Annotated in this window: 27 protein-coding genes; 8 read left to right on the top strand and 19 right to left on the bottom strand. The window is 46.0% G+C overall.

Features of this window, described 5'->3' with window-relative positions:
• The first annotated feature begins 2 nt into the window (after positions 1 to 2).
• Positions 3 to 1307, top strand: coding sequence for a UDP-N-acetylmuramoyl-L-alanine--D-glutamate ligase (murD, locus tag ACLWNV_RS00245; RefSeq protein ID WP_413585893.1), 1305 nt, complete (start codon positions 3 to 5; stop codon positions 1305 to 1307).
• On the opposite strand, the gene ACLWNV_RS00240 is transcribed toward murD, so the two are convergent.
• The 11 genes from ACLWNV_RS00240 to ACLWNV_RS00190 all read right to left on the bottom strand — a co-directional run bounded on the left by ACLWNV_RS00240 (position 1297) and on the right by ACLWNV_RS00190 (position 11672).
• Complete coding sequence (locus ACLWNV_RS00240) at positions 1297 to 3405, bottom strand: hypothetical protein (RefSeq protein ID WP_413585892.1); 2109 nt, start codon at positions 3403 to 3405, stop codon at positions 1297 to 1299. The two genes, murD and ACLWNV_RS00240, sit on opposite strands and share 11 nt — an antisense overlap.
• A 99-nt stretch (positions 3406 to 3504) precedes the next feature.
• Positions 3505 to 3939, bottom strand: a complete 435-nt coding sequence (locus tag ACLWNV_RS00235; RefSeq protein WP_413585891.1) for a hypothetical protein — start codon at positions 3937 to 3939, stop codon at positions 3505 to 3507.
• Positions 3939 to 4586, bottom strand: a complete 648-nt coding sequence (gene fsa / locus ACLWNV_RS00230) for a fructose-6-phosphate aldolase (RefSeq protein ID WP_340598228.1) — start codon at positions 4584 to 4586, stop codon at positions 3939 to 3941. The genes ACLWNV_RS00235 and fsa overlap by 1 nt, the downstream gene beginning before the upstream one ends.
• Before the next feature lie 56 nt (positions 4587 to 4642).
• The gene (locus ACLWNV_RS00225) at positions 4643 to 5164 is read right to left on the bottom strand and encodes a hypothetical protein (protein WP_413585890.1); all 522 of its coding nucleotides are present in this window, start codon (positions 5162 to 5164) and stop codon (positions 4643 to 4645) included.
• Positions 5154 to 5837, bottom strand: coding sequence for a 4-hydroxy-tetrahydrodipicolinate reductase (locus ACLWNV_RS00220; RefSeq protein WP_413585889.1), 684 nt, complete (start codon positions 5835 to 5837; stop codon positions 5154 to 5156). Before ACLWNV_RS00220 ends, ACLWNV_RS00225 begins: the two co-directional genes overlap by 11 nt.
• Positions 5834 to 6718 carry a 4-hydroxy-tetrahydrodipicolinate synthase gene (gene dapA, locus ACLWNV_RS00215; RefSeq protein WP_413585888.1) on the bottom strand — a complete coding sequence of 295 codons (885 nt, stop codon included), beginning with the start codon at positions 6716 to 6718 and terminating at the stop codon, positions 5834 to 5836. The genes ACLWNV_RS00220 and dapA overlap by 4 nt, the downstream gene beginning before the upstream one ends.
• Positions 6715 to 7572, bottom strand: coding sequence for a diaminopimelate epimerase (dapF, locus tag ACLWNV_RS00210; protein WP_413585887.1), 858 nt, complete (start codon positions 7570 to 7572; stop codon positions 6715 to 6717). The genes dapA and dapF overlap by 4 nt, the downstream gene beginning before the upstream one ends.
• The gene (locus tag ACLWNV_RS00205) at positions 7569 to 7787 is read right to left on the bottom strand and encodes a hypothetical protein (protein ID WP_413585886.1); all 219 of its coding nucleotides are present in this window, start codon (positions 7785 to 7787) and stop codon (positions 7569 to 7571) included. Before ACLWNV_RS00205 ends, dapF begins: the two co-directional genes overlap by 4 nt.
• Positions 7771 to 8625, bottom strand: a complete 855-nt coding sequence (locus ACLWNV_RS00200; protein WP_413585885.1) for a hypothetical protein — start codon at positions 8623 to 8625, stop codon at positions 7771 to 7773. The genes ACLWNV_RS00205 and ACLWNV_RS00200 overlap by 17 nt, the downstream gene beginning before the upstream one ends.
• Positions 8626 to 8628: 3 nt before the next feature.
• Positions 8629 to 9204, bottom strand: a complete 576-nt coding sequence (locus tag ACLWNV_RS00195) for a hypothetical protein (RefSeq protein ID WP_413585884.1) — start codon at positions 9202 to 9204, stop codon at positions 8629 to 8631.
• 68 nt (positions 9205 to 9272) lie between these two features.
• Entirely contained in the window at positions 9273 to 11672 is a 2400-nt protein-coding gene (locus ACLWNV_RS00190) for a DNA translocase FtsK (protein ID WP_413585883.1), read from the bottom strand.
• 137 nt (positions 11673 to 11809) lie between these two features.
• On the opposite strand from ACLWNV_RS00190, the gene ACLWNV_RS00185 reads away from it, so the two are divergent.
• The 4 genes from ACLWNV_RS00185 to ACLWNV_RS00170 all read left to right on the top strand — a co-directional run bounded on the left by ACLWNV_RS00185 (position 11810) and on the right by ACLWNV_RS00170 (position 15261).
• Positions 11810 to 12448 carry a radical SAM protein gene (locus tag ACLWNV_RS00185; RefSeq protein ID WP_413585882.1) on the top strand — a complete coding sequence of 213 codons (639 nt, stop codon included), beginning with the start codon at positions 11810 to 11812 and terminating at the stop codon, positions 12446 to 12448.
• Between the two features lie 43 nt (positions 12449 to 12491).
• Entirely contained in the window at positions 12492 to 12791 is a 300-nt protein-coding gene (locus tag ACLWNV_RS00180; protein WP_061834327.1) for a helix-turn-helix domain-containing protein, read from the top strand.
• 101 nt (positions 12792 to 12892) lie between these two features.
• Positions 12893 to 14317: a replicative DNA helicase gene (dnaB, locus tag ACLWNV_RS00175; RefSeq protein ID WP_413585881.1), complete on the top strand. Its 1425-nt coding sequence runs from the start codon at positions 12893 to 12895 to the stop codon at positions 14315 to 14317.
• Between the two features lie 17 nt (positions 14318 to 14334).
• Positions 14335 to 15261, top strand: coding sequence for an SDR family oxidoreductase (locus tag ACLWNV_RS00170; protein WP_413585880.1), 927 nt, complete (start codon positions 14335 to 14337; stop codon positions 15259 to 15261).
• Between the two features lie 7 nt (positions 15262 to 15268).
• On the opposite strand, the gene ACLWNV_RS00165 is transcribed toward ACLWNV_RS00170, so the two are convergent.
• The gene (locus ACLWNV_RS00165; RefSeq protein WP_413585879.1) at positions 15269 to 17131 is read right to left on the bottom strand and encodes an NHL repeat-containing protein; all 1863 of its coding nucleotides are present in this window, start codon (positions 17129 to 17131) and stop codon (positions 15269 to 15271) included.
• Positions 17132 to 17346: 215 nt separating this feature from the next.
• On the opposite strand from ACLWNV_RS00165, the gene ACLWNV_RS00160 reads away from it, so the two are divergent.
• Positions 17347 to 17550, top strand: a complete 204-nt coding sequence (locus tag ACLWNV_RS00160) for a hypothetical protein (protein WP_413585878.1) — start codon at positions 17347 to 17349, stop codon at positions 17548 to 17550.
• A gap of 57 nt (positions 17551 to 17607) precedes the next feature.
• On the opposite strand, the gene ACLWNV_RS00155 is transcribed toward ACLWNV_RS00160, so the two are convergent.
• From ACLWNV_RS00155 to rpsF, 4 genes are all read right to left on the bottom strand, one after another.
• Positions 17608 to 18630, bottom strand: coding sequence for a S1 family peptidase (locus ACLWNV_RS00155; RefSeq protein WP_413585877.1), 1023 nt, complete (start codon positions 18628 to 18630; stop codon positions 17608 to 17610).
• A 178-nt stretch (positions 18631 to 18808) separates the two neighbouring features.
• Positions 18809 to 19255: a 50S ribosomal protein L9 gene (gene rplI, locus ACLWNV_RS00150; RefSeq protein ID WP_413585876.1), complete on the bottom strand. Its 447-nt coding sequence runs from the start codon at positions 19253 to 19255 to the stop codon at positions 18809 to 18811.
• Between the two features lie 42 nt (positions 19256 to 19297).
• Positions 19298 to 20185: a DUF2232 domain-containing protein gene (locus tag ACLWNV_RS00145; RefSeq protein WP_413585875.1), complete on the bottom strand. Its 888-nt coding sequence runs from the start codon at positions 20183 to 20185 to the stop codon at positions 19298 to 19300.
• Between the two features lie 15 nt (positions 20186 to 20200).
• Positions 20201 to 20644 carry a 30S ribosomal protein S6 gene (gene rpsF / locus ACLWNV_RS00140; RefSeq protein WP_413585874.1) on the bottom strand — a complete coding sequence of 148 codons (444 nt, stop codon included), beginning with the start codon at positions 20642 to 20644 and terminating at the stop codon, positions 20201 to 20203.
• A 145-nt stretch (positions 20645 to 20789) separates the two neighbouring features.
• On the opposite strand from rpsF, the gene ACLWNV_RS00135 reads away from it, so the two are divergent.
• Positions 20790 to 21479: an FHA domain-containing protein gene (locus ACLWNV_RS00135; RefSeq protein WP_413585873.1), complete on the top strand. Its 690-nt coding sequence runs from the start codon at positions 20790 to 20792 to the stop codon at positions 21477 to 21479.
• A 15-nt stretch (positions 21480 to 21494) separates the two neighbouring features.
• Positions 21495 to 22376 (top strand): alpha/beta fold hydrolase, encoded by an 882-nt coding sequence (locus ACLWNV_RS00130; protein WP_413585872.1) that lies wholly within the window; start codon positions 21495 to 21497, stop codon positions 22374 to 22376.
• Here the strand turns inward: ACLWNV_RS00130 and ACLWNV_RS00125 are convergent.
• The 3 genes from ACLWNV_RS00125 to ACLWNV_RS00115 all read right to left on the bottom strand — a co-directional run bounded on the left by ACLWNV_RS00125 (position 22373) and on the right by ACLWNV_RS00115 (position 25082).
• A complete protein-coding gene (locus ACLWNV_RS00125) occupies positions 22373 to 22939 on the bottom strand; it encodes a hypothetical protein (protein ID WP_413585870.1) in 567 nt (188 codons plus the stop codon). The genes ACLWNV_RS00130 and ACLWNV_RS00125 overlap by 4 nt on opposite strands.
• A 134-nt stretch (positions 22940 to 23073) precedes the next feature.
• Positions 23074 to 24675, bottom strand: a complete 1602-nt coding sequence (locus tag ACLWNV_RS00120; protein WP_413585869.1) for a S8 family serine peptidase — start codon at positions 24673 to 24675, stop codon at positions 23074 to 23076.
• Between the two features lie 161 nt (positions 24676 to 24836).
• Positions 24837 to 25082, bottom strand: a complete 246-nt coding sequence (locus ACLWNV_RS00115; protein ID WP_413585867.1) for a hypothetical protein — start codon at positions 25080 to 25082, stop codon at positions 24837 to 24839.
• Positions 25083 to 25224: the final 142 nt, after the last annotated feature.

Below are 25224 nucleotides of genomic sequence, written 5' to 3'. Positions count from 1 at the left end.
AGATGAGCCAATATATCAAGAACCTGAAAGCACCAATTGCAATCGTCGGAATGGGAAAAAGCGGAGACGCCGCTAAACGACTTCTTCTTGCCTGCGGAGTCAGCGCAGAAGACATCCTGACCTTCGACGGAAAGTTGGCATCAGCGAACTTTTCGGATGCAAATAAACTCATGTCTGAAGGAAAACCCCAGACCCTGGTGGTATCTCCTGGTGTTCCCCTGGCTTCGGTTTGGATCAAAGATGCTCAGTCGCGAGGGATTGCAATCACCAGCGAGATTTCCCTGGCCTGCTCATGCTTAACATCTGAAAAATTAATCGGAGTAACCGGCTCTGTCGGTAAAAGCACCACGGTGTCTTTGCTGCAAGCAGGTCTTGAGGCATTTTCAAAAACTGGCTTCGTCGGTGGAAATTTGGGAATTCCCTTCGCCTCCTATGCCGCTGACGTCGTTGAGAATAAACGTCCTGTTGCAGACTGGGTTGTGCTGGAACTTTCCAGTTATCAGTTGGAAAATTGCGCGGGCTTGGTGTTGGATCATTCTGCAATTACTTACTTTACTTCCAATCACCTGGAACGCTACGACAGCATCGAGCACTACTATGAAACCAAGTGGAATATTCTGGGGATAACCAAGAAGACCATGCTCTTAAATTCTGAGGGCGGTGATCTGATTGAGTACTCCAAAGGAAAGTCCACAAATCCCCAGCTAAAAATTATTTCCAAAACCGATCCCGACCTTCAATCCTATCAATTGCAGAAAGCTCAGCTGATCGGACAACACAATCAGGACAATTTAGCTCTGGCAACGGCCCTGTGTCGCGAGGCCGGCTGGCCGAACGCTGCTGTTGAAGGAATGAAAAACTTCAAGGGTTTAAGTCATCGCTTGGAAAACCTTGGTTCGGTTAAGGGTGTTCGCTTTATCAACGACAGTAAAGCCACTGCCATGGACAGCGTGATCATCGCAGCAACAGCTGCAGCCGACACTTTAACTACCGGTGGATCACTATTCCTGTTGCTGGGTGGTCGTGATAAGAATCTGCCTTGGGAGCAGCTATCTGTTCTTTCCAGAATGAATCACACTGAATTCGTCTTCTTTGGCGAGTGTCGCGATGTCGCCCAGGGTAAATCAAAACTTCCGGGCAATAGCTTCGCACGCTTGGAAGAGGCAATTGCCTACATTTTCTCTAAAGTTAAAACAGCTGATACAGTTTTACTAAGTCCAGGCGGAACCAGCTGGGATGAATTCAAATCTTTTGAAGATCGCGGAGACTTCTTTAAAAAGAAAGTGACAGAGTTTTCTACTCTCTAAAGTTCAGAACTGACAAAGAGTTTGCATCAACAGGAACCACGCGGGAATAAACTTTCTGCGTGCGAGCACCCATCACGACCACTTCGTGAGTATCTTGTGGAGCATTGTAAATAATGAAGCCACCACCAGCAGCACCCTTACGATTCTGCAGAACGCGCCCTTGCATATCAAAGTACACGATATCCTGCGGATTAAAGTTATCGTAACCCGCCAGGAACACTTCAAAGTCTTCATCAGGAACGAAGCCAACAACCAAACCTGACGATGGCGTGTCGCTGATTTTCAGCAACGCCTTGATGGCGCGAAGCCAGTCCCAGCGAACAAGCGGAATATGAATGAACTCATCGTTATCATTGTAAAGGTAGCGGGCAGGGATGTAGTCAGCACCTTGCGGGTGCACTCTCATCAGACCCATTCGATTTATATTCTGTAGACTGACTGTGGCGACACCTTCAGCAACATGAAGCTCATCGGTCAAAGACTGCATGGTCACTGTTGCGGCCGTCGGATTGCCATTGAATGCATCGTAAACACGAAGTGGCACAGACTCCACTTTCATCGTCGCATCCAAATCACCCTGGGCAATTGCGCCTTCTTCAGAAACCACATTCACGTAACCAAAAATGGAATCAGAGCGAGTCGCCAATAATGAGTGAAATCCCGTTGGCACCTGAACAAAAGCGTACAAACCGTTTTCGCTGGTTTTAGTAAGCTTTGGATCAGGAATCATGAATTGATTAAAGTAAACCGGTTTAAGATCTGGTGCGGTCTCAACAATTACATCAATTCCTGCAACTGGTTTACCATCCTGGGTCACTTTACCCCAGATCAAGCTTGGAGCTTCATCGTAAGATTCCTGGCGCTGAGATGCCATGATATCAAGTAAAGCTGAAACCATAGCCTCGGGATAAAGAGTCGAGCGGGATTCTTTACCTGATACGATAATGTTGGTGGTTTCTAAATGCTTTGGAGCTGCGGCCCTCATGACCGTCGACGATCCCCGGGTTACATTTTCCATCGATGCGATTCCGTCGCGATTTACTTTAACGTCACTGACGCCTTTTACGAAGGTTACGCGAGTTTGCATGGGAGCTACATCGTTGGCTTTGGAATTGTAAGCACTTAACACCGCAACAGAGTAATCAGGATGCGGTTCAATTTTAATCTTAGGACCTGCTACATAGTTCAGAGAACCCGGTACCAGGCGATTCAGGCGGAAGCTGCCTTCACCCATGGTCTTACCGTCTTTATTCACTAAACGAGCGACCACTGTTCCGGAAGTCTGCTCCACATCAATATTGTAAGTGCCTTTTTGCAGATCCACGCGCCCTAGTTCTTTTAGGACACCTTCATCATTGCGACGAACTTCAATATGATGCTCATTGGTGACTGCTAATCCGCCCGTGATTTCAATGGGTCCCACGATACGACGAACGCCCTCAGCTTGTGCCGCTGAAGGAGCCGGGGAACCAGGCCCTGCGAACGAGTATTCAGATCCTGATTCGTCATTCGTAGGAGCACGGCTAACACGAGGTTGATCCACTTGCTGGCCCTGAGTGCCAGAAACTTTTACGTTAGAGGAAGAATTTGAAGTGCGATTTTGTTGAATGATCTGACCGCTCGAATTGATGGCGCCGGATTTTTCCAAAGCCGCTAACGCTGTTTCACCGAAGGAAGGTTCAGACCAGTTCTGATTCAGGACATCGTTCTTCATTTGCGCAGCCTGAAGTCGATTCTTCTGGGCGTTTGAAAGCTCCGACATCCACGCATCGTTTGCGCCCATGGCCGCACCCACCGGCATCGGCTCATAACTCGTTGATGCCATTGCAACGGGCTCAACTTGTTTTTGAATGGTCATCTCAGCGAGGACCACTCTTTGTGCGAATAGCGCCGGGGACTTTTTTTCGACCCCCAATGCCACTGGCATCATGGTCTCGAAATGCTGCCATTCACTGAAGTTTGAATTTGTACGGATTGTTTCTTCGAAGGCTACGTGAGGAGGAGAACTTTTTTGTGCCCGAATCGTCAGGCCTTCGTATATAGGAATATACTTCAAGCCACCCAGTTGGCTTGACCATGCAAAGCATATAGCTAGCACAGTAAACGGTAGATACCGTTTAAGTTGCATTCCTTGCAACGTACTTCTCCTTGCATGAATAGTCATCGTGACTATTCTTTGATCCTATTTAAATCCTATTTAGAAGCTACGGAAGTCGTCAATGATGTTGCGCGAGTCACGACTTTGGTTAAGAGCTTTTTTCAGCTTGTCCGCCAGCACAGCGGCTTTCTGGTCGTCATGATCCACCAGATCCCATCCGCCATCTTGATCCCTAGCCTCGACCAGGACGTCGACAGAAATATTATAAGGGCGGCGATCGCCAAGGACGATAAGGTGGCTGTAATAGCGCTCTTTAGCCATATCCATGTTTTGAATCGGATTACCTCGACGATCGTAGTATTTGGAAAACAGCTCACGGCCATTTTCACTCACGTTTCGAACTTCGCCGACAACTGACACGATCACCTTACGTGTTTCACTGATATTTAAGGGGGTATCCCGCAACAGAACCCCTGTTGTCTGGCAACCCATAAGAATCATTGGAAGAAGTAAGGTGATCAGTAGGGATTTCATTATTTCTTTTGAACCTTGTTCCAGTCATCCATGAACAGCTTAATACCTTTGTCTGTAAGTGGATGATGAGTCATTTGCTGCATAACCTTGTACGGAATTGTCGCGATATCAGCGCCCATTTCAGCCGCGAATTGCAAGTGCATTGGGCTGCGCACGCTTGCTACCAGGACTTCAGTCGCGAAATCGTAATTTTGGTAAATCTGAATAACCTGATTAACCATCGCCATGCCGTCTGTTCCAATGTCATCCAAGCGACCCACAAATGGAGAAACCATGGAAGCCCCTGCTTTTGCTGCAAGCAAAGCTTGAAGTGGAGAGAATACCAGCGTGACGTTAGTCTTGATACCTTCAGCAGTAAATTTTTTAACTGCGATCATACCATCTTCAGTCATTGGAACTTTAACAACCACGTTATCAGCAAGTTTAGCCAGCTCGCGACCTTCGCGAACCATTTCTTCGTGTTGAAGACCGATAACTTCCGCAGAAACCGGACCAGAGATTTCTTTGCAGATTTCTTTGATAACCGTATGGAAATCACGACCGGACTTTGCGATCAAAGATGGATTCGTCGTCACACCATCAACCCAACCACGAAGGTTAGCTTGTTTAATTTCTTCAATATCCGCTGTATCAATGAAAAACTTCATGGAATCTCCAATTTCAAGATCAATTAAGAACCATTAAATTTGTACGTTGGGGGGAGCTAAAAATCAATAAGGCTTTTGCCCTGCTTATAGAACTCCGCATCCCTTACGGTGCGCGCTGTTTTTGAAATTTCACTCAGGGTTTTTTGATAAATCGGGTGCTCGTACTGCCCCCAAGCCTCTGCCGCACAGCGAATAATCAAAGCATCTGTATGAAGTTGCGGGTAGGGAAGCGTAAGTCTTGGAGACATCAGGATCGTGTCATCATAAGTCAGCAGAATCATCTCAACATGACTTCTTTGCACCAACCCCGACGAACCTTCGTCACACAAAGACAAGACCAGGTGCAGATGCTGCTCAACACTCATGGTCGTCTCAAAGCGAATGACGAACTCAATGCGTGCACTTAAGTCATTGCGGGCATCACTGGTATAGCGTTTGTAAATCGATGAGATCTCAATGATCTCTCCGCATTCTGACATCTTTCGCAGAATTTCACGGGACTTGTCCTCGCCCCCCATAAGATCCAGGGCAATCCAGATCAATGAATTGTGGAGCGCGCCTGAATTATTACTTACCAAACAACACATCCCGAATTTGATAAAGACCTGGTTTTTTCTGTTTTGCGAGCCACAAAGCCGCCGTCACAGCACCCTTAGCGAATACTGTTCTGTTCAAAGCCGAATGTTCGAAAGTAATAACTTCCTCTTCACTCATCGCATGAACCTTATGAACGCCAAAAATTCCGCCGCCACGAATTGCCAATGGCTCCGGACATTTCTTACCAACAGCCTTCTCAAGACTTTCCTGAAGTGTAATTGCTGTTCCTGACGGTTTGTCTTTTTTTCTGATATGGTGAAACTCTTCGATTTGAAAATCAAAGTTCGAAATGGATGAAAACATCTTCAAAGCTTCATTCAGTACCGCAACACCCATACTCATGTTGGAGGCCCACAGCACCGGAATATTTTTGCTGGCTTTTGCCAGATGTGTTTTTTCTTTTTTAGTAAAACCCGTGGTGCCACAAACAACCGGCGTTTTATGACGGGAGGCGATTTTTAAAACTTCAGGCAGCGCTTCCGGAGAGGAGAAATCAATCCACACATCAACTTTTGCCGCCTGCTCATGATTCACCTTTGTGTCGCGGCTTAGGGAGTACGATACGTCACATCCACCGTGAGCGCTGATGATATCCGCGATCTCACGTCCCATACGTCCGTTGGCGCCCACAAGACCGATATTCAGTTTCTTCACGCCAGAACTCCCATTTTCTTCATTTCAATTTTAAGCTTTTCAGTATGCTCAGGGCTTAGCTCCATAAGTGGTAAACGCATTTCTGCAGTATCGATCAGACCCATCAACTGCACAGCCTTCTTAACCGGGATCGGATTAGCTTCCACAAACAACAAATCAATCAAAGGCATGTATTTTTTAATGTCGGCCTGAGCTTGCTCAGTTTGCCCTTCCTGCACCCATTTTTTCCACTGCACCATTTGCTTTGGAATCACATGGCTTGCCACAGAGATCACCCCGTGACCGCCGCGCTGAAGAAAATCAACATAAGTGCCATCATCCCCGGAAAGCATCACAAAGTTCTTACCGCAAGAGCTGATAATCTGCTCGGCGATATCCATTTTTCCTGAAGCTTCTTTAATACCGACAATCCCTGAAACCTTTGCAAGATCAGCAACAGTTTCTGATGCCAGTGAAGTGATCGTGCGTCCTGGAACATTGTACAGAACCGTTGGGATTTTTACGGACTCTGCCACCGCTTTAAAGTGAGCGTAAAGTCCACGTTGTGGCGGTTTATTGTAGTAAGGAACGACAACCAGAATCGCGTCTGCGCCCAGGGCTTCCGCTTTTTTTGAATCCTCAATCGTTTTTGCTGTGTCATTTGAGCCTGTGCCCATAATGAGCGGCACTGAATCACCGACAAATTTTCTTACGTGTTTAAACAGCTCCTGCTTTTCAGGTTCAGTTAATGTCGGGCTTTCGGCAGTTGTGCCGTTAATAACAAATCCATCCACACCATTTTCAAGCTGGTGTTTCACCAGGCGGTCGACCGAGGGATAATCGATTTTTCCATTCTTAAACGGAGTTAGCAGGGCAGTAAAAGTACCTTTGAAATTTTTCATTTAACGGCCTCCTGGCTGTATTGGAAGTCTCCAACAAAAACTGCATCGCCCACTAAAAGTGGCCTTGCATCGTTATCAAAGAAGTGGACTTCCATCACTCCCCCTGGCATTTGAACTTCAATTTCATTTAATTTATTCTCAAGCGAACTTACCAAAGCGGCCGCGACAGCTCCTGTGCCACAAGCCAATGTGTAATCCTCAACTCCACGTTCGAACGTAACAGCTTTGATTTTTCCGGTCTCATCTTCCGCATAGAAAGTGACGTTTGCGCCTGCGGGCTTCAGTATTTCGTGATTTCTCATCTCGCGCGCAAGATCCTTCAGGTTTACTGAATCAACAAATGCGTGAATCTTTTGAACCAGATGAGGAACACCGGTATTTACCAGAACAAATTTCTCCTTAACGCTGTTTTTTGTGACCAGCTCGATTGGATTTTGCAACACGCGAGCCTCGGGCATTTTTACGCGAATCCTGCCATTACCCAGAATCTGTGCGACAACCAATCCCGCTCCTGTTTTAAAGCGGATGTTTGCCAATTCGCTATCTGCAATTTGTTCTGCGCAATAGCGGGCCGCACAGCGTGCAGCGTTGCCACACATTTCTGCAGTTGATCCATCTGAGTTATAAAAATCCCAATTGAAATCAAAGCCTTCGGAAGGGTCCTCGATGATAATGAATCCATCTGTCGCAAGCCCCAGAACTTTATCACAAACTAATTTTGCGATCTCGGATCGCGACTTACCAAGCTGGGATTCCAGTTTTTTCCACTCCGTCACACCACGGCCGTCAACGAACGCGAAAGTATTTCCCGCCCCTGACATCTTCGTGATTTTAATTGGAAGAGTGGATTTCACAGAGCATCTCCGATGGCGTCGCCGTCCTCAGCACTTTGCTCTTGAGTGGTAGGGCGTGCTTTGCGTTTATCTTTTCGGGTTTTTTCAGAATACGTGGGCTCGCCACGACCCAACGGTGGAGGTGTTAGCGGAGGAAGAGGCGCACCTTTAACTCCGCAACCAGCAACAAATACGCTGGCAACTAATAACAATAAGGATTTATTCAGTAGTTCCATTCATCCCCTTGATTTCGCCTTCAACCTCTGTGGTGCGGCGGCAAAGCATGGGATCTATCATATACTGTCTGTATTGGCTCGCCGAAATGTTTTTGCAGGCCATCACGTATTTCTGAGCCTCGTCGACATTGCTCTTTTTCAATACTTGAGAAACCTTCCAGACCCAATAGTGGGATTCAGGATACTTAACATCCAGTTTCACCAGGTTTTGCGCCTGTTCTAAGGCTTTAGAGATGTTTTTAAGCTTCAGTTGTTGTTCAATCCCCAGAACCATCCAAAATTTCTGATATGCGGATTTTTTAGAGTCCACAGATTCAGGATTTTTGGCGAACTCCACCCATTGACCCAGGCAAACCTGACCCTGAGCATTGGCAAGCCTCAACTCATCATCAAAGGGAGTCATCTTCATGGGTTTTGCCAAAAGATCCAAGGCATTCGAACAATCGTTTTTAGCCATATGCAAGCGGGCAAGCTCGGTGAGAATGGTCAAATTGTCAGGCTCGATACGCTGGGCTTCGTTCAATTTACCCAGGGCCTGATTCAATTCAGTTTTCTTCAACGAAATGGAAGTTTCATAAAGCTGTTGAGCTTTGTCGCTAAAGAAAACATGGGCCACATCCAGGGCCGCTTTTTTTAACTCCGTCTGCGCAGCGGGACGGGATTCACGCGCAATAGCAGCAGTCAGGATATTTAGCGCCTGTTGGCGATCCTTCTGCAAACTCAGGTTGTAGGCTTTTTCGATAATATCTTTATAGGTCTCAGATTTTGACTGAGAAAAGGCGGGCAGCGGTAATAAAAAAGCCGCTCCCAGAGCGGCTTTTAAGAAGATCGACTTCATGAACTACTTTTTAGAGAAAGAAGTCAGCTCAACAGTTACTTTACCGAATTGGCTTGGAGCAACTTGTTTCAACAAACCAGACATTGGAATCAATTGTGGGTTGATCCACGCGTTGATTTCAGAGTTGTCTTTTTTGTCTTTAAGGATTGCGTGGATGCACTCGAAAGTACCAGCTGGAACTGTGATTTTGTCTTCTTTGATGTCGACAACTTCAACGTCTTGTTTAGGTACTTCTTGTTCTTTACCGTTCACGATCATTTTTTTAACCGCGCCAGTGTTTGGATCGATAAGAGTTTCTACGTTTTGTTTACCTGCGAAACCAAGATCCATGTCTTGTTGCATCCAGATACCGTCGTCACCGATAGATTTAACAGACATCACCATTTTACCTTTGATGAATCCGCCCATATCCAGGTTGTAGTTTGCAGTGTCGCCAACTTTCCAGTCCAAACCCAATGTTTGAGCTTGTTCAGCGATAGCAGGCAATTGAGCCTGAACTACAACGTCAGCTACAGATGGAGCCGCGAAAGCTGAAACTGAGAACGTCAGTGCTAGGGAAGCAATAATTGCTTTAATCATAAAAAATCCTCCTTGATGGTTTTGTTGCTAATATTGCAGCACGACCAAAGGAGGACTAGCAAGCCCGATTACGTTTCACTGTAGGAAGAGATGAGTACTTGACGCGGCTTGCTGCCGTTCGCTGGCCCCACCACTCCCTCTTTTTCAAAGATTTCAATCAAACGAGCCGCACGCGGATAACCTAAACGGAATTTGCGTTGGATCAAAGAAGCTGAAACCTCTTTTTGCCCGGAAGCCCAAGACAGGATCTCGTCATAGCGTTCATCGTATTCTTCTTCGCCGAAGCCTCCGCCATCACCGGAACCTGCTTCTGCTCCGTCACCAGCAAATCCATCCAAGGCTTTCATTGCAAGTGGATCATACTCTGGTTCACCTTGCGCCGCCCAATGTTTAACGACATTCGCAATCTCTGCGTCCTTCAAATAAGGACCATGATGACGAGTTGGTTTTCCGATACCAGGAGCCTGAAACAACATGTCTCCGTTCGGAAGCAGACGTTCTGCACCCGAGTCATCGATGATGATTCTGGAGTCCATTTTTGAAGCCACTTTCAAAGCCACGCGACCTGGAATATTGGTTTTAATTAAACCCGTTACCACGTCTTTACGAGGCGATTGAGTTGCCAGGATCAAGTGAATACCGCAGGCACGGGCTTTTTGTGTCAGACGCTGAATTGGTTCTTCGATGTTTTGTTTTTCTGTGATCATCAAGTCGGCCAACTCATCGACTACGATCACCACGTAAGGAAGTGGCTGATAGTAGTACTGATCCAGCTTGGCTTTGCCTTCTTCAAGCTCCTGATTTATTTTTTCGTGCTGTTCAATTTCATCTTTGGATAGACCGCCGGTCTTTTCATTGAACATTTCAATTTTACCGACACCAAACTTCGACAACGATTTATAGCGTTTTTCCATTTCACGCACAGCCCACTTCAATGCTGTCGCAGCCTTCTTAGGCTCTGTCACGTGAGGAATCGCTAAATGTGGAACCGTTGCAAACGGTGCCAAGTCGACCATCTTTGGATCAATCAAAACCAGGCGCAAAGTTTTAGGGGAGTGACGGAACAACAAGCCGGTAATGATAGAGCCCACGAATACGGACTTACCAGAACCCGTGGTACCCGCGATCAGCAAGTGAGGCATTTTACGCAGATCCACCACTTTAGGTTCACCATCCACCGTACGACCCACTGCCATCGGTAACGCCAGATCCTCGCTCCAGAAAGTGTCTTCAGCGATCAAGTCTTTGTAGTAAACCGTTTCACGCTTTAAGTTCGCCGTCTCGATACCCACAACATCTGTTCCTGGGATGTGACCAACCACGCGCACGGATTCTGAAGACAGTGCCAAAGAAAGATCGTCTTCAAGCTCCGAGATTTTTGAAATCTTAACGTCCGCATTCGGTTTAAATTCATACATCGTAACCAGAGGACCTGGTTTCGCATCCTGAATTGCACCTTCAACCGAGAAGTTTTTAAGTTTCTCCACCAATGCATCAGCTTTTCTTTGAATCTCAGCTTTATCAATTTTGATACGGGAAACCGGAGGATCTTCCAACAACGCAAGCTTTGGCATTTCCCAGTTTTCGATACGACGAGGAGGTTTTGCTTTCATCACGACTTTGCGTTTTTGCGCCATACGAAGCGCAGGAGTTTCTTCCTCCTCCTCTTCGTCGGCTTCGGCTTCAAGCTCTTCGCCTTCGTCCTCTTCCTCTTCTTCGTCGAACTCCTCTTCTGCAGCATCCAGCAGAAGCTTCAGATCTTTGTCATCTTCCTCTTCGTCTTTACCTACGAATTTTTTGTCAGCAAGAGGGAAAGCCCTCTTCGGCTCGTCTTTCTTTTTCTCTTTTTTAGGGGCTTTCTTTTCATTTACAAAAGCACCACCAAAGAACCCGGCAATGCGATCGCCAACTTTCTTTTTCTTTAAGTACGCCATGAATTCCTGTGGCGTCTCGGCAAGCTCATGCAAAGATTTTTCTGAATAGAAAACCACCAGCACCGCCATGAAGGTCCACAAAATAATCTGCACACCTGCGTATGCAAATGCACCCATCAGCGCCTGGGACACACCCATTCCCAGCATCCCGCCCAAGGCGATTTGATTCTGGAACAGACGGGTGGTTGGCATGTAAATCGAAAGCAATGCTGCGACATCCACGATCAAAAGCAGCGCCCATACAAAGCGAATGTTTTTAATATTCAATGATTCCCCGCGCACTGCCGCCAGAGCCATTCTAAGAAGACCCGCAACAATCACCCAGGCTGCCAAGCCAAAGAGCTGATATAGACCATCTGCAAGGAAACTCCCCACGATTCCGCAGTAATTTAAGGCTTTTAGTCCTTGTCCAATGGAGTTCAGGGATGGGTCTTGAGGGTTATAGCTTATCAACGACAAGGTGATAAAGAGACCTAGGCCCAAGAAACAGATTGCAGTGACGTCTTGACGGAACTTTTTGAGGAATTGGTTCATTTAAAAAATTTACGAAATTTCGCTGAGTTAGTCATGCCTGGGCAGCGCAACCTTGACTTAGGACTTGGGGCAGGTACAAGTACAGACCGATCCTGGGCAGAGTGGCGCAGGGCCTCCAAGACAAAGAGCCAGTAAAAATGCTTAAAATAAACGAGATTTTCTACAGTATCCAAGGTGAAACAACTTACGTGGGCAATCCCACGGTTTTTGTGCGCACCACTGCGTGCAATCTGCGCTGCACTTATTGCGATACCAAGTATTCTTATTATGAAGGCCAAACTCAGTCCCTTGAGGCCATCATCCAGGAGATCGATTCTCATCAAGCACCGTATGTTTGCATTACGGGTGGCGAACCGTTGTTACAAAAAGAAGTTCACACATTAATGAAGGAACTTAGCGACAAGGGTTACAAAGTTTCTTTGGAAACTTCGGGTTCAAAAAGTATTCAGGCTGTAGATCCGCGCGTTAAAATTATTTTGGATGTGAAAACTCCAGATAGCGGTGCAGCAGATTCTTTCATCATGGAGAACATCATGTTTTCCACGCCCAGCACGGAATTCAAGTTTGTTATCTGCTCTGAAGAAGACTTCAATTGGTCTGAAAATTTCTGTCGTCAACACAATTTGTTCGAAAATTTTGTGGTTTTATACAGCCCATCATACGGCCAAGTATCTGAACGCTGGTTGGCAGAAAAAATATTGCAGCAAAAATCATCTGCAAGGTTGCAATTGCAACTGCATAAGTATATTTGGTCTCCCGAAACACGCGGAGTATAGTTTACTCCAAAAACCCACGCATTGATGTAATTCCGGGAGTTCCATGACGCCGAACCTTAACAGTTCAGATAATCTTTTTGTCGCTAACCTTCAGTCTGTAAGCTTGGAAAAGCTTGTAAAGAGCAAGCTGGAAGTTCTTTTCGCTCAACAAAAAGAGGCGCAAGTTGAATTGAACGGTTTGTACAATGTAGTAATCGAACAAGTGGAAAAACCACTTCTTGAGCTTGCTCTACGTGCGTACAATGGCAATCAAGTTAAGACTGCTCAGATGCTTGGCATCAATCGCAACACTCTTAAGAAGAAAATTGATAACTACAAAATTCGTGTTAAAAAATTGAACTAATTATTCGTTCACGATTTAGCATCAGCGAGCCATCTAGAACCACCCACTTTGTTTAAGTCTCGCATTTTTTGTTATGATATTCTCACACGAGGGGTTGTGTCGTGAGTACTCGCATTCCACCGCAAAATCTTGAAGCCGAACAGTCCATTCTGGGCGGCATCATGCTTGATCGAGAAGCTCTCGATCAGGTTGGTGATGTTCTCTTTGCAGAGGACTTCTACAAACCAGCACATCAAAAGATTTACGCTGCCATCAAAGATCTTCACAGCAAAAATCAGCCGATCGACATCATCACTGTGACCAACGTGCTTCAGGCCGAAGGTTCCATGGACATGGTCGGTGGCCCTGAGTATTTGATTGGCTTGCTGGATAAAACGATTTCTTCTGCGAATATTTCTTCGCACGCAAAGATCGTTCGTGAAAAAGGTCTTCTTCGTAAACTTATTTCTGCAAACAGCAAATTGATCGAACGCGCTTACGATCAGGATTTCGCGGACGTTGAATCCTTCATGGATCAGGCCGAATCAGAAATCTTTAAGCTGACGGAGACCAAGCAACAAACAGGTCTTGTGGGCTCTATGGAAATCGTAAAGGCTTCCATCCAGAAGATCGAAGAACTTTACAAACGCAAAGCTGACGTTACCGGTCTTCCAACTGGTTTCACTGAACTTGATAAAATGACTTCGGGTCTTCACCCAGGAGAGATGACGATCATCGCCGCTCGTCCGTCGATGGGTAAAACAGCGTTCTCCCTGAACGTTGCCCAGCACATCGCCCTTCGCGCTAAAAAAGTCATCGCGTACTTCTCTCTCGAGATGGGTAAAGAAGCCATGATGATGCGTATGCTTTCCTCTGAGGCGCGCGTAAACATGAATGAGATCCGTAACGGTAAAATCCAGGACTCTGCATGGCCTAAGCTGATTAACGCAGCCAGCGCCTTGTCTGAGGCCGGAATCTTTATCGATGATACTCCAGGTATGTCTCCCTTTGAAATCCGTTCCCGTGCCCGCCGCTTGAAGGCAGAACACGGTATCGATTGCATCATGATCGACTACTTGCAGTTGATGAGTATGAAACAAAAATTCTCTTCACGTGAGCAAGAGGTTGCCGAAATCTCTAAGAGCTTAAAGTCGATTGCCAAGGAACTTCAGGTTCCTATCATCGCACTAGCCCAGCTGAATCGTGGGGTAGAGGGTCGTGCGGACCGCAGACCTATGCTTTCTGACCTCCGTGAGTCCGGATCTATCGAACAAGATGCCGACGTTATCATGATGCTTTATCGTGATGACTACTACGACAAAGAAGATCCAGATAAAGCAGGTCACGCGGAAGTTATCGTCGGTAAACAGCGTAACGGTGCCACAGGCACTGTAAAACTTAAATTCGATGCCAAGCACTCCCGCTTCCGTGATCCAGAGCCAAGCGAACAGGGTGGTGGACACATTAATCCACTTCCTCCGCCGCAAGCTCCGCCTCCGATGCCAGGTGGCAGACCGAAAAACTTTGCTCCGGGCGCTCCAGCCTAGGATAATAAAGGCCACTTATGTGGCCTTTTTCGCGTTATCACAAAAAGAATTCCGATCAACCTCATCACCCCGTGGTTCTAATCACAGGGTGCTCGCGCGGTATCGGCCTGGATCTGGCAAAACTTCTTTACGACCATCACCCGGAATATCGGGTCATCGCCACGGCCCGCGAAAAATCAATTCAGAAGCTGCATGATCAGTTTTTGGAAAACGAACGATTCATTATTTATCCACTCGACGTTACGAACGAAGACTCGCGCAAAGAAATCATCAATCACATCACCAAAAAGTGGGGTGGTGTGGATATCCTGGTGAATAACGCCGGTATCTCTTATCGCTCAGTGATTGAACACATGACCGCCAAGGATGAGCTCTTACAAATGGAGACCAACTACCTGGGTCCCATGGGTTTAATTCGCAGAGTTCTGCCATATATGCGTGAAACCGGTCGTGGGAAAATTATCAACGTGTCATCAGTCGCAGGAATGTTGGCGATGCCCACAATGTCTTCGTACTCGGCCTCTAAGTATGCTCTTGAAGGAGCGAGTGAATCTTTGTGGTATGAAATGCGGCCCTTCGGTGTACAGATATCCCTAGTGCAGCCAGGCTTCGTGAACAGCAGCTCTTTCATGAACGTCTATCACACTGAACTTTCAGATCCCGCTAACAACTGGAACGGGCCGTACTGTGATTTCTATCAGAACATGACACCATTCGTGGCCAGGATGATGCAGATGTCGCGCACGTCATCCGTGCAGATCGCACAGATCATTTTAAAAACCATGAAGACCGAAAATCCCCCTCTGTGGATTCCGGCCACTCTTGATGCCAAAGTTTTCTACTATATCCGCCGCCTGATGCCGCGACGATTGCTATTACCATTCCTATACTGGTGTCTACCCAAAGCCCAACGCTGGGGAAAAAATTATTCCCACCGCCGTTAAAGATGCACTAGCGGGGCAAGCCTGTTCCGTCAAATTTTTGAATGCGGCAATTAACGGCGTCCGCGGCGTAAATGAAGTCATTAACGTCAGTCGCGATCCCAATAAGAGTATTGAATTTTCCTTTACTGGCACCAGCACCACCCCAGCTATTCATCAGAGTGTAGGCTGGCGTTGAACTGTAATCCGCTGAATAGTGAAAAACTTTGTTTGAAACAACATCTGTAATATAAATGTCACCCGTAGATGTTGTGGCAACACCGCTCAAATTGCCGAAGGATGCAGAGGTAATTTCTCCCAGCTTTAACTTTGTAGACAATGAAATATCAAATACCTTCGCGCCTGAGTTCAGATCAGCGACATAGATATTATTATTCTTACCAAATGCAATTCCACTTGGTCCATCTACAATGCCCGAGCCAATCTCGTCCAGATAGACGCCTTCACTGTCAAAAATTTGAATTTTATGCTGAAAGCCATCTCCAACATAAACTTCATCATTTGGACCTATCGCTACAACATTGGAGCTGATAATTTTACCGCCTGCCTGTCCGTCACCATCCCATTTTTTCTGAAACACCCCGAACTTGTTAAACTTCTGAATACGCGAACCACCAATATCCCAGACATAAATATTACCCTGGCTATCTACGGCTACAGATCTTGGAAATACAAACTGTCCGTCTGCAGAGCCAGGTCCACCAATATTTCTAATAAACTGCCCCTGATAGTCCCACATTACCAGTCGGGAATTGCCCATATCGGCGGCAACGAAAAACTCGTCTTTATAGACAGCGACCGCGAGTACACCATCCATCTGGCCGTCACCGGATCCACCGCCCCTATATGTATTTAAAAAAGATCCATTTGCACCATAAGTCAGAATTTTCCCCAAAGATCCTGTGGGAGCATCAAAGACAATAATTTTTCCAGTGGCATCCGTGACGATCGAAATTGGATTCGTATATTCACTTAATGCCGATCCATTCGTCCCGATATTTGGCGATGGCGTTCCAGTAAGACTCCACTTATGAACTTTGTTTCCGGAAGTGCTTTCCGCTATATACAAGTTTCCGTCGGAGGAAATATTAAGTTCCAGCTCCGAATCGTAGGTAATTTGTCCAAGTCCAGACCCCAAAGAACCAAAAACATCTGTGGGCAATCCTGAAGAATCGAATTTGTGAACAACTCCACGGCGTGAATCGGCAACATAAACGTTGTCTGCAGAATCAAGGGCTATTCCCTGTGCTCGTTGCATGTATCCTGGGCACGAACCAGAACTACAACTTCCATCATCGAGTTGCCCGAATTTTCTTACAAAACCACCTGACGGATTAAACACCCTTACTTCAAGAAAGACACTCATCAGTCCCGTAGTTACATAGACGTTGCCCGTACTATCTACGGCAATTCCATTAATTAGGCTAAACTGGAACGGGTCCGATGCATTGGATCCAAAAGAACCCCACTGATGCTGATATATGCCATTTTTATTGAATTTTTGAATTCTGTAGTTTCCATTATCAGTAATATAGATATTGTCATAGCGGTCGACCGCGACATGCCTTGGCAGGTTAACTTCACCTGGCCCACTTCCTGTAACTCCGTACTCAGCAATAACTTTATTGTTCGTGAAATCCGAATTTAGAAGAATGACTGCGCCGTTCCCGGAGTTGTCGATGCCGACTATTTTTCCGTCAGACATAGTCGCCATGGAAGTAAGCTGACCATAAAGATACTTTTTCTCGCCTAGGGGAAATAGACCATCATCCGAGGCTTCTTCAGAGGCCAATTTGCCCAGCATGTTCACATCCAGTGTACACGCCGAAAGTGCGAATGCCAGAATAGGAAGGATTAGGAAGTGTACGTTCATGTCGGAGCTCCTACTTATATATCGGAGCAATAAGGGAACAGGATTAGGATTTACACGAGAACGCCTCAATATAAGGCGAATCCTGACTCCATTTGACTGGACCAAAAGCCGTATATTCGCTTTTAGATTGAGTTAAATTTAACCCCTTGATTGAGTGGAGGAGTCCATAAGACATAGGCGCACGGATCGCACCTATAAATTGCACGGAGGCGAGTATGGATAAGGGTCTTGCGCAAACAGTGATTGAGGCAACAGGCCTTCCACAAAGAGCCGTAGACGGTGAGTTACAAAAACTGATGACGGCTCATGGGACCAATGCTGATGAGCTTACCATCGAACAGCTGCGGGAAATAATGGCGGATTATCTGAATCAGGTGTTCCTGGAAATCGCCTCCCAGGAAGAAATCAAGTCAGCCTAAAAAACAAAAGGCCCCGGGATCACCGAGGCCTTTTTTAATTCTTCAAATTTATAAGAACTATTTCTTAGGAGCGTTCAACTGAGCGATCGCTTTAGAAATGAACTCGCCCCACTGCGCGTTTACTTTACCGTAGATCGCGTAGTTTGAGCAGTCGTCGATACCGTCTTGACCAGTACCGCGGCTAGTAACACCCCAAAGGTATTCAACACCATTGATGTTGATGAATGCCGGGCCACCAGAGTCACCGTGGCAAGCGCCTTTACCTTGAGTTTGATCCAAAGCCACTTCGGATTCACCATAAGCCTGAATCACGTAAACATCTGTCTTCTTAAGAATGTTTTCGTTTTCTTGAGTCAGGATGTAGCAAGTAGTTCTGTCGTATGTGCAACCGATTTGACCGCTGGCAATCGCAGCATCAAGATCAGGGTAGTTTTTAAGATCTACTTTTTCTTTCTTAACGTTCGTCAAACCGAAACCCGCCAAAGTAACTTTAGCACCGTTCTTCAAAACAGTTTCATCTGTAAGGATGTTAGCAGTTTTGTAGTTCTTAGGGATTTTGCCCTGGATTTTGATTACTGCGTAATCGTAGTTATCTGCGCCTTGATCGCGATCAGACAATTCTACACCGTCACCATTTGGGTTGCCGGATTTTTTAAGCTTTTCGATAGTTTCACGAAGACGAGCATCGCCTTCACCGTATCTTGGATGAACAACAACGCCAGTTACTGCCTGAATGTTGGATCTGTCCATTTTGTTCAAATCAGTTGCGAACACAACGTACATCGCAGCTTTTTTGTATTCATTACCTGGCACACAGTGAGCAGCTGTTAGGATTGTGTTTTCGCTAACGATGGAGCCTGTGCACAAGAACTGACCCTCTTGATCGTCTTGAGTAAGAACGTTTACAACGATAGATACAGTTGATTGTCTGATTATGTCTGAATCAGCTACAGCGTCACCGCCAATGATTCTTTGGGAAGAGTCAGCTACAAGAGAAGCTGATTTATTCGGAGTACATGCCGCGACAGTCGCTAGTGCACCGATTGATAAAGCTAATTTAAGTGAATTGATTGTTCTCATGGAAACCCCTCCAATGGCGCCTTTAAACACCCAAATTGGAACCAGGGCAATATAAAAAATTCGATGTAATCCATAAGATTACGTTATGGTAAAGTTGACAAAGGATTCTGCGGACGAAAAAAAAGAGGCCACGGAAAATCCGAGGCCTCTTTCATAGTTTTGCGTACTATAGGGTAAATTATGCGCGCTCAACTGCGATTTGGATCTTAGCTTCCAAACCTTCAGCGTAACGTACAACCGCTTTGTGTTGACCCAATACTTTGATTGGCTCTTCCAAGTGGATGTCGCGACGGTCGATAGAGTGACCCATTTTTTGAAGCTCTTTAGAGATATCTGTAGTTGTTACAGTACCGAAAAGCTTGTCAGAGTCAGCACCAGCTTGAAGCTTGAACATTACAGTAGTGCCGTTGATTTTGTTCAAAAGCTCTTGGCGTTCAGCCAATGCTTTTTTCTTTTTAGTCTCAGCAACGCGTTTCAAGTGTTCGTATTCTTTTACGCGCTTTTCTGTAGCTTCAGCAGCCAATTTGCGTGGGAACAAGAAGTTTCTCGCGAAACCTTCAGAAACGTTCACCAACTCACCAACACGGCCAACATCTTTTACGTCTTTTTGAAGAATAACTTTCATGTGATCTCCATAACTTCGGCATTGCCGAAGAGAATTTATTAATTAGCTGGCTTTTGGAGCCGTCATCTTGCGAATGCGACTTCTAAAATCCAACCAGTAATCGATCAAACCAATGACACTTAATACAAGTACCAGCTGGCCGACCAAGATTATGTACACCAAAACTCGTGTGAACGTTCCTGCTCGCATCGAATTAAGACATACCTCCAACACTGCTAACCCCTGAAAAAAATAAAGAACGAGTGCTACGTTCACTATATTAACTGCGAGGATCGCAATGGCCTTACCGCCAAAACTCACCATTGTTAGAAGGAAGGCTGTCATCGCAACCCAGATAAAAAAATCGGGCAGGCGATATTCTAACAAATTGAGCTGAGAGGCAATTTTTTCGCGGGGCAAATTGAGCCACGAAAAAACCCTTCTCTCAAAAATTAGCCCCACACCTAAAGCGAGAATCAAAGTAATCGCAATGGCTGATGGAACTTGCTGCATCAGAACTGAGGCGTCCAATTTAACTGCGGGATTCATTTTCTGAATCTGCTCAGTAAACTGTTCGACCAGTTTTTGAACTTCAGCGTACGTGTTAATTCCGTTCACCTTGAATGCACCGTAAAGAGAGATGCTTGCAGCACCTGTCCCAAGCAGTACGCTCAGAATGCCGGACTTCCACCACCCAAGTCCTCTTTGCTCAAGTTCATTGTATACCCCTAAAGTCATCCAAACGGAGCCAATGAACATCGCTAAAGGTTGAGCGTTAAGGAGCCACGCAGCCCCTGTTACCAACAATCCCAGAATCCAAAAGGCCCAGGGACCGTAAGCCTGACGGAGCACACGAAGAAGGGGAGCGCCGAACACCACCGTCATCATCGACAACAAAATCGAGAGAGATGAAACTGTGATGAATTTCTGTGGGGACGCGGACTTCTTCATGGCTTACGCCTTTAATTACTCGCCACGCTCAGCGCGGTCTGCTTTAGCAGCAGCGAACGCAGCTTTACGAGCTTGCATTTTTGCTTCGCGCTCTTTTTCACGAGCTGCAGATTCAGAAAGACCTTTTTTGAAGCCTTCCATGAACTTAGCCAATGAAACACGCTCATCAAGACGAGTGTGCATGAAGCGAAGTACTTTGTCGTTGATACGCATAGTACGTTCCAACTCAGCGATAGCTTGAGTGTCAGCTTCGAATGTAGAGTGGAAGTATGTCGCTTTTTTCAACTTGCCGATTGGAGTCGCCAAGTTACGTTTGCCCCAAGTTTCCAAAGAGTTGATAGAACCTTTGAAAGACTCGATAGTTGCTTTGTTCTTCTTGAAAAGATCTTTTTGATCTTCAAGAGTTGCATCTGGATGCATAAGAACAACAACCTCGTAAGGTGCAGTGTTTTTTTCCATGTATAATCCTTTCGGTTAAAGCCCCCACCATACAGGGGTGGGAACAAGGATGACTTTTAAAATGTTTAACGGGTTTAGCACGCCTTAAGTTTGAGCACAAGGAATAGTCCTTTGAAACGTGGGAATCCAGCCCTATCATACCTAAATGGTCACTTTTATTGAGATTCTTAATGGCGTAAACGAGGGATCGCGGCTGCAATTGCGCGATGGAATGACCCTGGGAAGATCCCAGGCAGACATCGTTATTAAGGATCCAAAGGTTTCAGGAACTCATGCCCAAGTTGCCTTGGACGGTAAGGCTCAGTTGGTCTTATTGGATCTGGATTCCTCTAACGGCCTCTACATTTCCGGGCGCCGTGTGAAAAAAGTGGCGTTAATTCCGGGAGTTATCTTCGAGATCGGTCGCACTCAGTTTAAAGTCGTCAGCGTGGAGGAAGAAGACGCGGGAAGCTTTGAACGTCTTCTGACTTGGCGCAACATTCTAAGCGCAAAGATTCCCGAGTCCGCAATCGAGAACACGGAGCCCAAGTTTCAAATCGAAAGATTTTCTCCAGCACTAAAACTCACATTCCTGCGTGGCATTCAGGCCGATGAGGAAATTATTTTAGGGTACGGGCCGCGCACTGCCGGGGCCGACTCCCTGGATATTGAGCTTTTGGACGTGGATGCACCACGGGATGCATTCAAATTCATCGCACTGCCTGGACAGGTTCAGCTGCAGGTCTTAGCCACAGGGCGAGTTACTTTGAATAATAAAAAGGTCTCTGCCGAAACTCTGCAGGATGGTGATATGATTTCTGTCGGCAGCACCGTAATTAAAGTTTCATATTTATAGCAAGGCCAGGACGTCATGGAAACAACTCCAAAAAGCATCGGTACATTTGAAAGCTATGACGGAACTTCCATCTATTATGAAACTCACGGGCAGGGTGAACCACTGGTTCTGATCTATGGAATCGCATGTCCCATCAATCACTGGCACTACCAGATCGAATATTTTTCCCGCAACTATCAGGTCATTGCTTTTGATATGCGCGGACACCACAAAAGCACACCCATCGCAGATATGAGTCAGCTGACTCTTGAAGCTGTCTGCAAAGACATCGCGGGGCTTTTGGAGCATTTGGGAATTAAGAATGCTCACTTTGCCGGCCACAGCTTTGGCGCGCCCGTGCTGTTGAATTTGTATTCGCTTCATCCGGAAATTATTCGTTCGATGGTTTTCATCAATGGCTTCGCACGCAATCCAATCAAGGGAATGTTTGGCCTTGATATGGTCGAGCCTTTTTTCTATTTCGTTAAAGGACAGTACGATAATGCTCCGGACCTGTGGAATACTCTGTGGAAAGTTGCCGTAGATAATCCACTTGCGATGTATGCAACCGCCTTGGCTGGTGGATTTAATCTGCGCGTGACGCATTTTAAAGATATTGAAGTATATTGTCGTGGTGTCGCCCGCATGAATTTAAAAGTGTTCATCGCACTCTTTGAAGAGCTGATGAAGTTTGATGGCGAATCCATTCTGGAAACTATTGAAGTACCCGTGCTGGTGATCTCGGGGGAAAACGACGCCGTCACACCGATTCGCTTCCAGTATCATCTTAAGGAAAAAATCAAACATTCTGAGTTCGTACTGGTGCCTTACGGATCCCACTGCACTCAGCTGGATTTTCCTGACTACACCAACCTGAAAATCGAAAAGTTTTTAACTGAAGGCATTTCCAAAAGCTAAAACCTATTCACACGGCGGCGGCGAAACTTCATGAGGGCTGCCCCTAATAAAATGGCTGCGGCAAGCAGATGAATATTGTGATCGCGAGTGCCCAGCTCCAGTCGATCTGGTGAAATAATCCATAGGAAATCATCGCGCTCCATCGAGCCCATGGTTGGATTACCCGGAGTTCCCACGACGTATCCAAGCACGCCTAACACAGCAAAGAAAGAGCCGATAATCAGAGCGCATTTCTTGGCTTTTTGCTCTTGTTTGAATCCAAACCATACCAGTGCGCCACCGGTAACCAGATGAACGATGTTATGAAGATAAGAAAGATGGGCACCCAGGAAATTGTCGACAACGAATCCAACAAAGCCCACAACCACTAAACCCAAACCCAAAACAACGCTGGCTTCCTGAGAGAAAGTTCTTCGTTCAAAAGCACTTTCATCAACACGCTTATGAACCGGTTCTCGTTTTTGATTTTGGCTTCGATTTTGATTCTGATTTTGGTTGTGATTCTGCTGAGGCGCAGGTTTGCGTCTAGGGGTCGGTCTATTTCGCTCCAATTCGGGTTCCATGAAACCTCCGTGGCTGGCTTTAAGTATCTATTTCCCAGCGGAGAAAGGCAGCTTCCCTAATGAAGACCTGATTAAAAACAAAAAAGCCATCCCGTTTCCGAGATGGCTCTTTTGGAATTCAGTAATTTTCCAGACTATCGGTAAGCGATCTTTGTGATATCAAAGCCGTAGCGATTTACAGAGTCGTCAGACGTGAACACGATTTTAGCAGAACTTCCTTCGATCACGCTGCTTAGAGTGTCATCTGCCTTACCGGAAATTGTTTGAACCAATTTTCCAGTAGAGTCGTAAATTTGAACTTTGTCATAGTCACGTTCTGTATCGAATTTTTCGAAATAGATCGCGATTTGTTTCGCGCCCGGTACATTCACTTCAAACGTTTCGTTTGATTTGCTTGCGTATGGGTGAGCGGAAGAAACATTCGCAGTCGTCGTGCTCCAGTTGATTGGATCATTTGGATCTGGAACTGGCGCCGTGTTTGTCAAAGCTGTGTAAGCATTCGCAATACCTTTAGTACGAACTTTACCACGCAATGTTGGGAATGGCTTAGCAGTCGCCATGATGCGCTCTTTGATTTCCTGACCGGTCAATGCTGGCTCGTTGGAAGCAACCAAAGCTGCGATACCAGAAACGTGCGGAGTCGCCATTGAAGTACCAGAGTATGAGCTGTAGCCACCGTTCTTAATTGAAGAAACGATGTTTACGCCTGGAGCTGCAACGTGCACTTTGCTTTTTCCGTAGTTCGAGAAAGAAGCCAGGTTACCTTTGTCATCGATCGCTGCCACTGACAATACGTTTGGAATGTCGTAAGTAGCCGGGTAAGTCGGGTTCGCGTCGTTGTCGTTGGATTCGTTACCAGCGGCTGCAACAAACAAAACACCTTTGTCGTTTGCTCTTTGGATCGCTTGTTTTAAAGTCTCAGAGTAGCCACCGCCGCCCCATGAGTTTGAAAGGATTTTTGCGCCCATGTTAACTGCATAGTCGATACCTTTAAGAGCGCCTTCCAAAGAACCAGAACCGTCAGCTGACAGGAATTTTACGCCCATCAAACGAACATTCCACGCAACACCTACGATACCAGCACCGTCGTCACCTTTAGCGCCGATTGTACCGGAGCAGTGTGTACCGTGGCTGTGATCATCAAGCGGGTTACCGGTTGGTTTCGCTGCATTTACGAAGTTTGCGCCGTAAATATCATCGATAACGCCGTTACCATCATCGTCCACACCTGGCTGACCGTTTAGCTCAGCCTGGTTAGTCCACATGTTAGCTTTAAGATCCGGATGGTTATAGTCGATACCAGTATCGATGACTGCAACCAATACATCGTTTGATCCAGTCGTGATATCCCAAGCCTGCAAAGCACCAACATCCACGCCAGCAGTAGTCGTGTTGTTCATACCCCAAAGACGGCCCAACATTGGATCATTCGGAGTTTTGTTAATACGATAGATAAAGTTTGGCTCAACGATATCAACCATTGGATTCTGAGAAAGAGTTTTAACCACGCTTTCAGAAAGTTCGAATACCGGCTTTTTGATAACAACGATATTCATTTCAGGAATTGTGCTCTTTACATAAGCGCCCAATTGCTGACTAAGAATCTGTGTAGATTGAATAGCGTACTGATTTTTAAGTTGAACAATGTATTCACCAGGCACAGCTTCAGGTTTAGCAGCGAATGCGCTTACAGAAACAAACAAACCGAGCATGGCTCTTCCGATAAGCCCTCTCATAATCCCCTCCTTCAATGGGTGATTTTAGCCAGAGGAACGTCTCGGCAAAATTTGCCCAGGTGGTCCCCAGTTCCAAAATGGTACCGCTCGCAAAGTTAGGATTTTATTTGTTTTTAAATGAGGTCAAAAACCTGGACCTAAGTCCTGGGTTTATCCAGCATTTATCCGGTCTTTGGTCTGGTTGGACGTGTGGATTTTTCTTCGGCGAAGCCAAAACTCATTTGCTCGGGCAGTTTAAACTGCACAATTTTATCCGGATGCTGGGCCATCTCGCGCTTTTCAGTGGGAGTGATTACATTCACACCTTCAGAGACCTTTATTAAATGCTTAATGAAGGCTTCTTTCACGCTATCAGGTGCGTTTTTGTTAAAACCCAGTTCTGCCATTAGTTGATCAATCTTCTTCATAAGCCCATTCCTTGGTCTAGATTTCGGAAGTTTGATGTTCGAGCTTTAGGGGAAAATCACAGATGAAGGTCTAAGATGAGTCTCTCATTGAGAACGACCCATGATGCAGATTTTAAAGGTTAACATTAAATACAAAAAAAGG

It is taken from the genome of Bdellovibrio sp. HCB274, from assembly GCF_047306075.1.
GTDB lineage: Bacteria > Bdellovibrionota > Bdellovibrionia > Bdellovibrionales > Bdellovibrionaceae > Bdellovibrio.
This window is presented reverse-complemented; position numbering and strand designations above follow the sequence as displayed.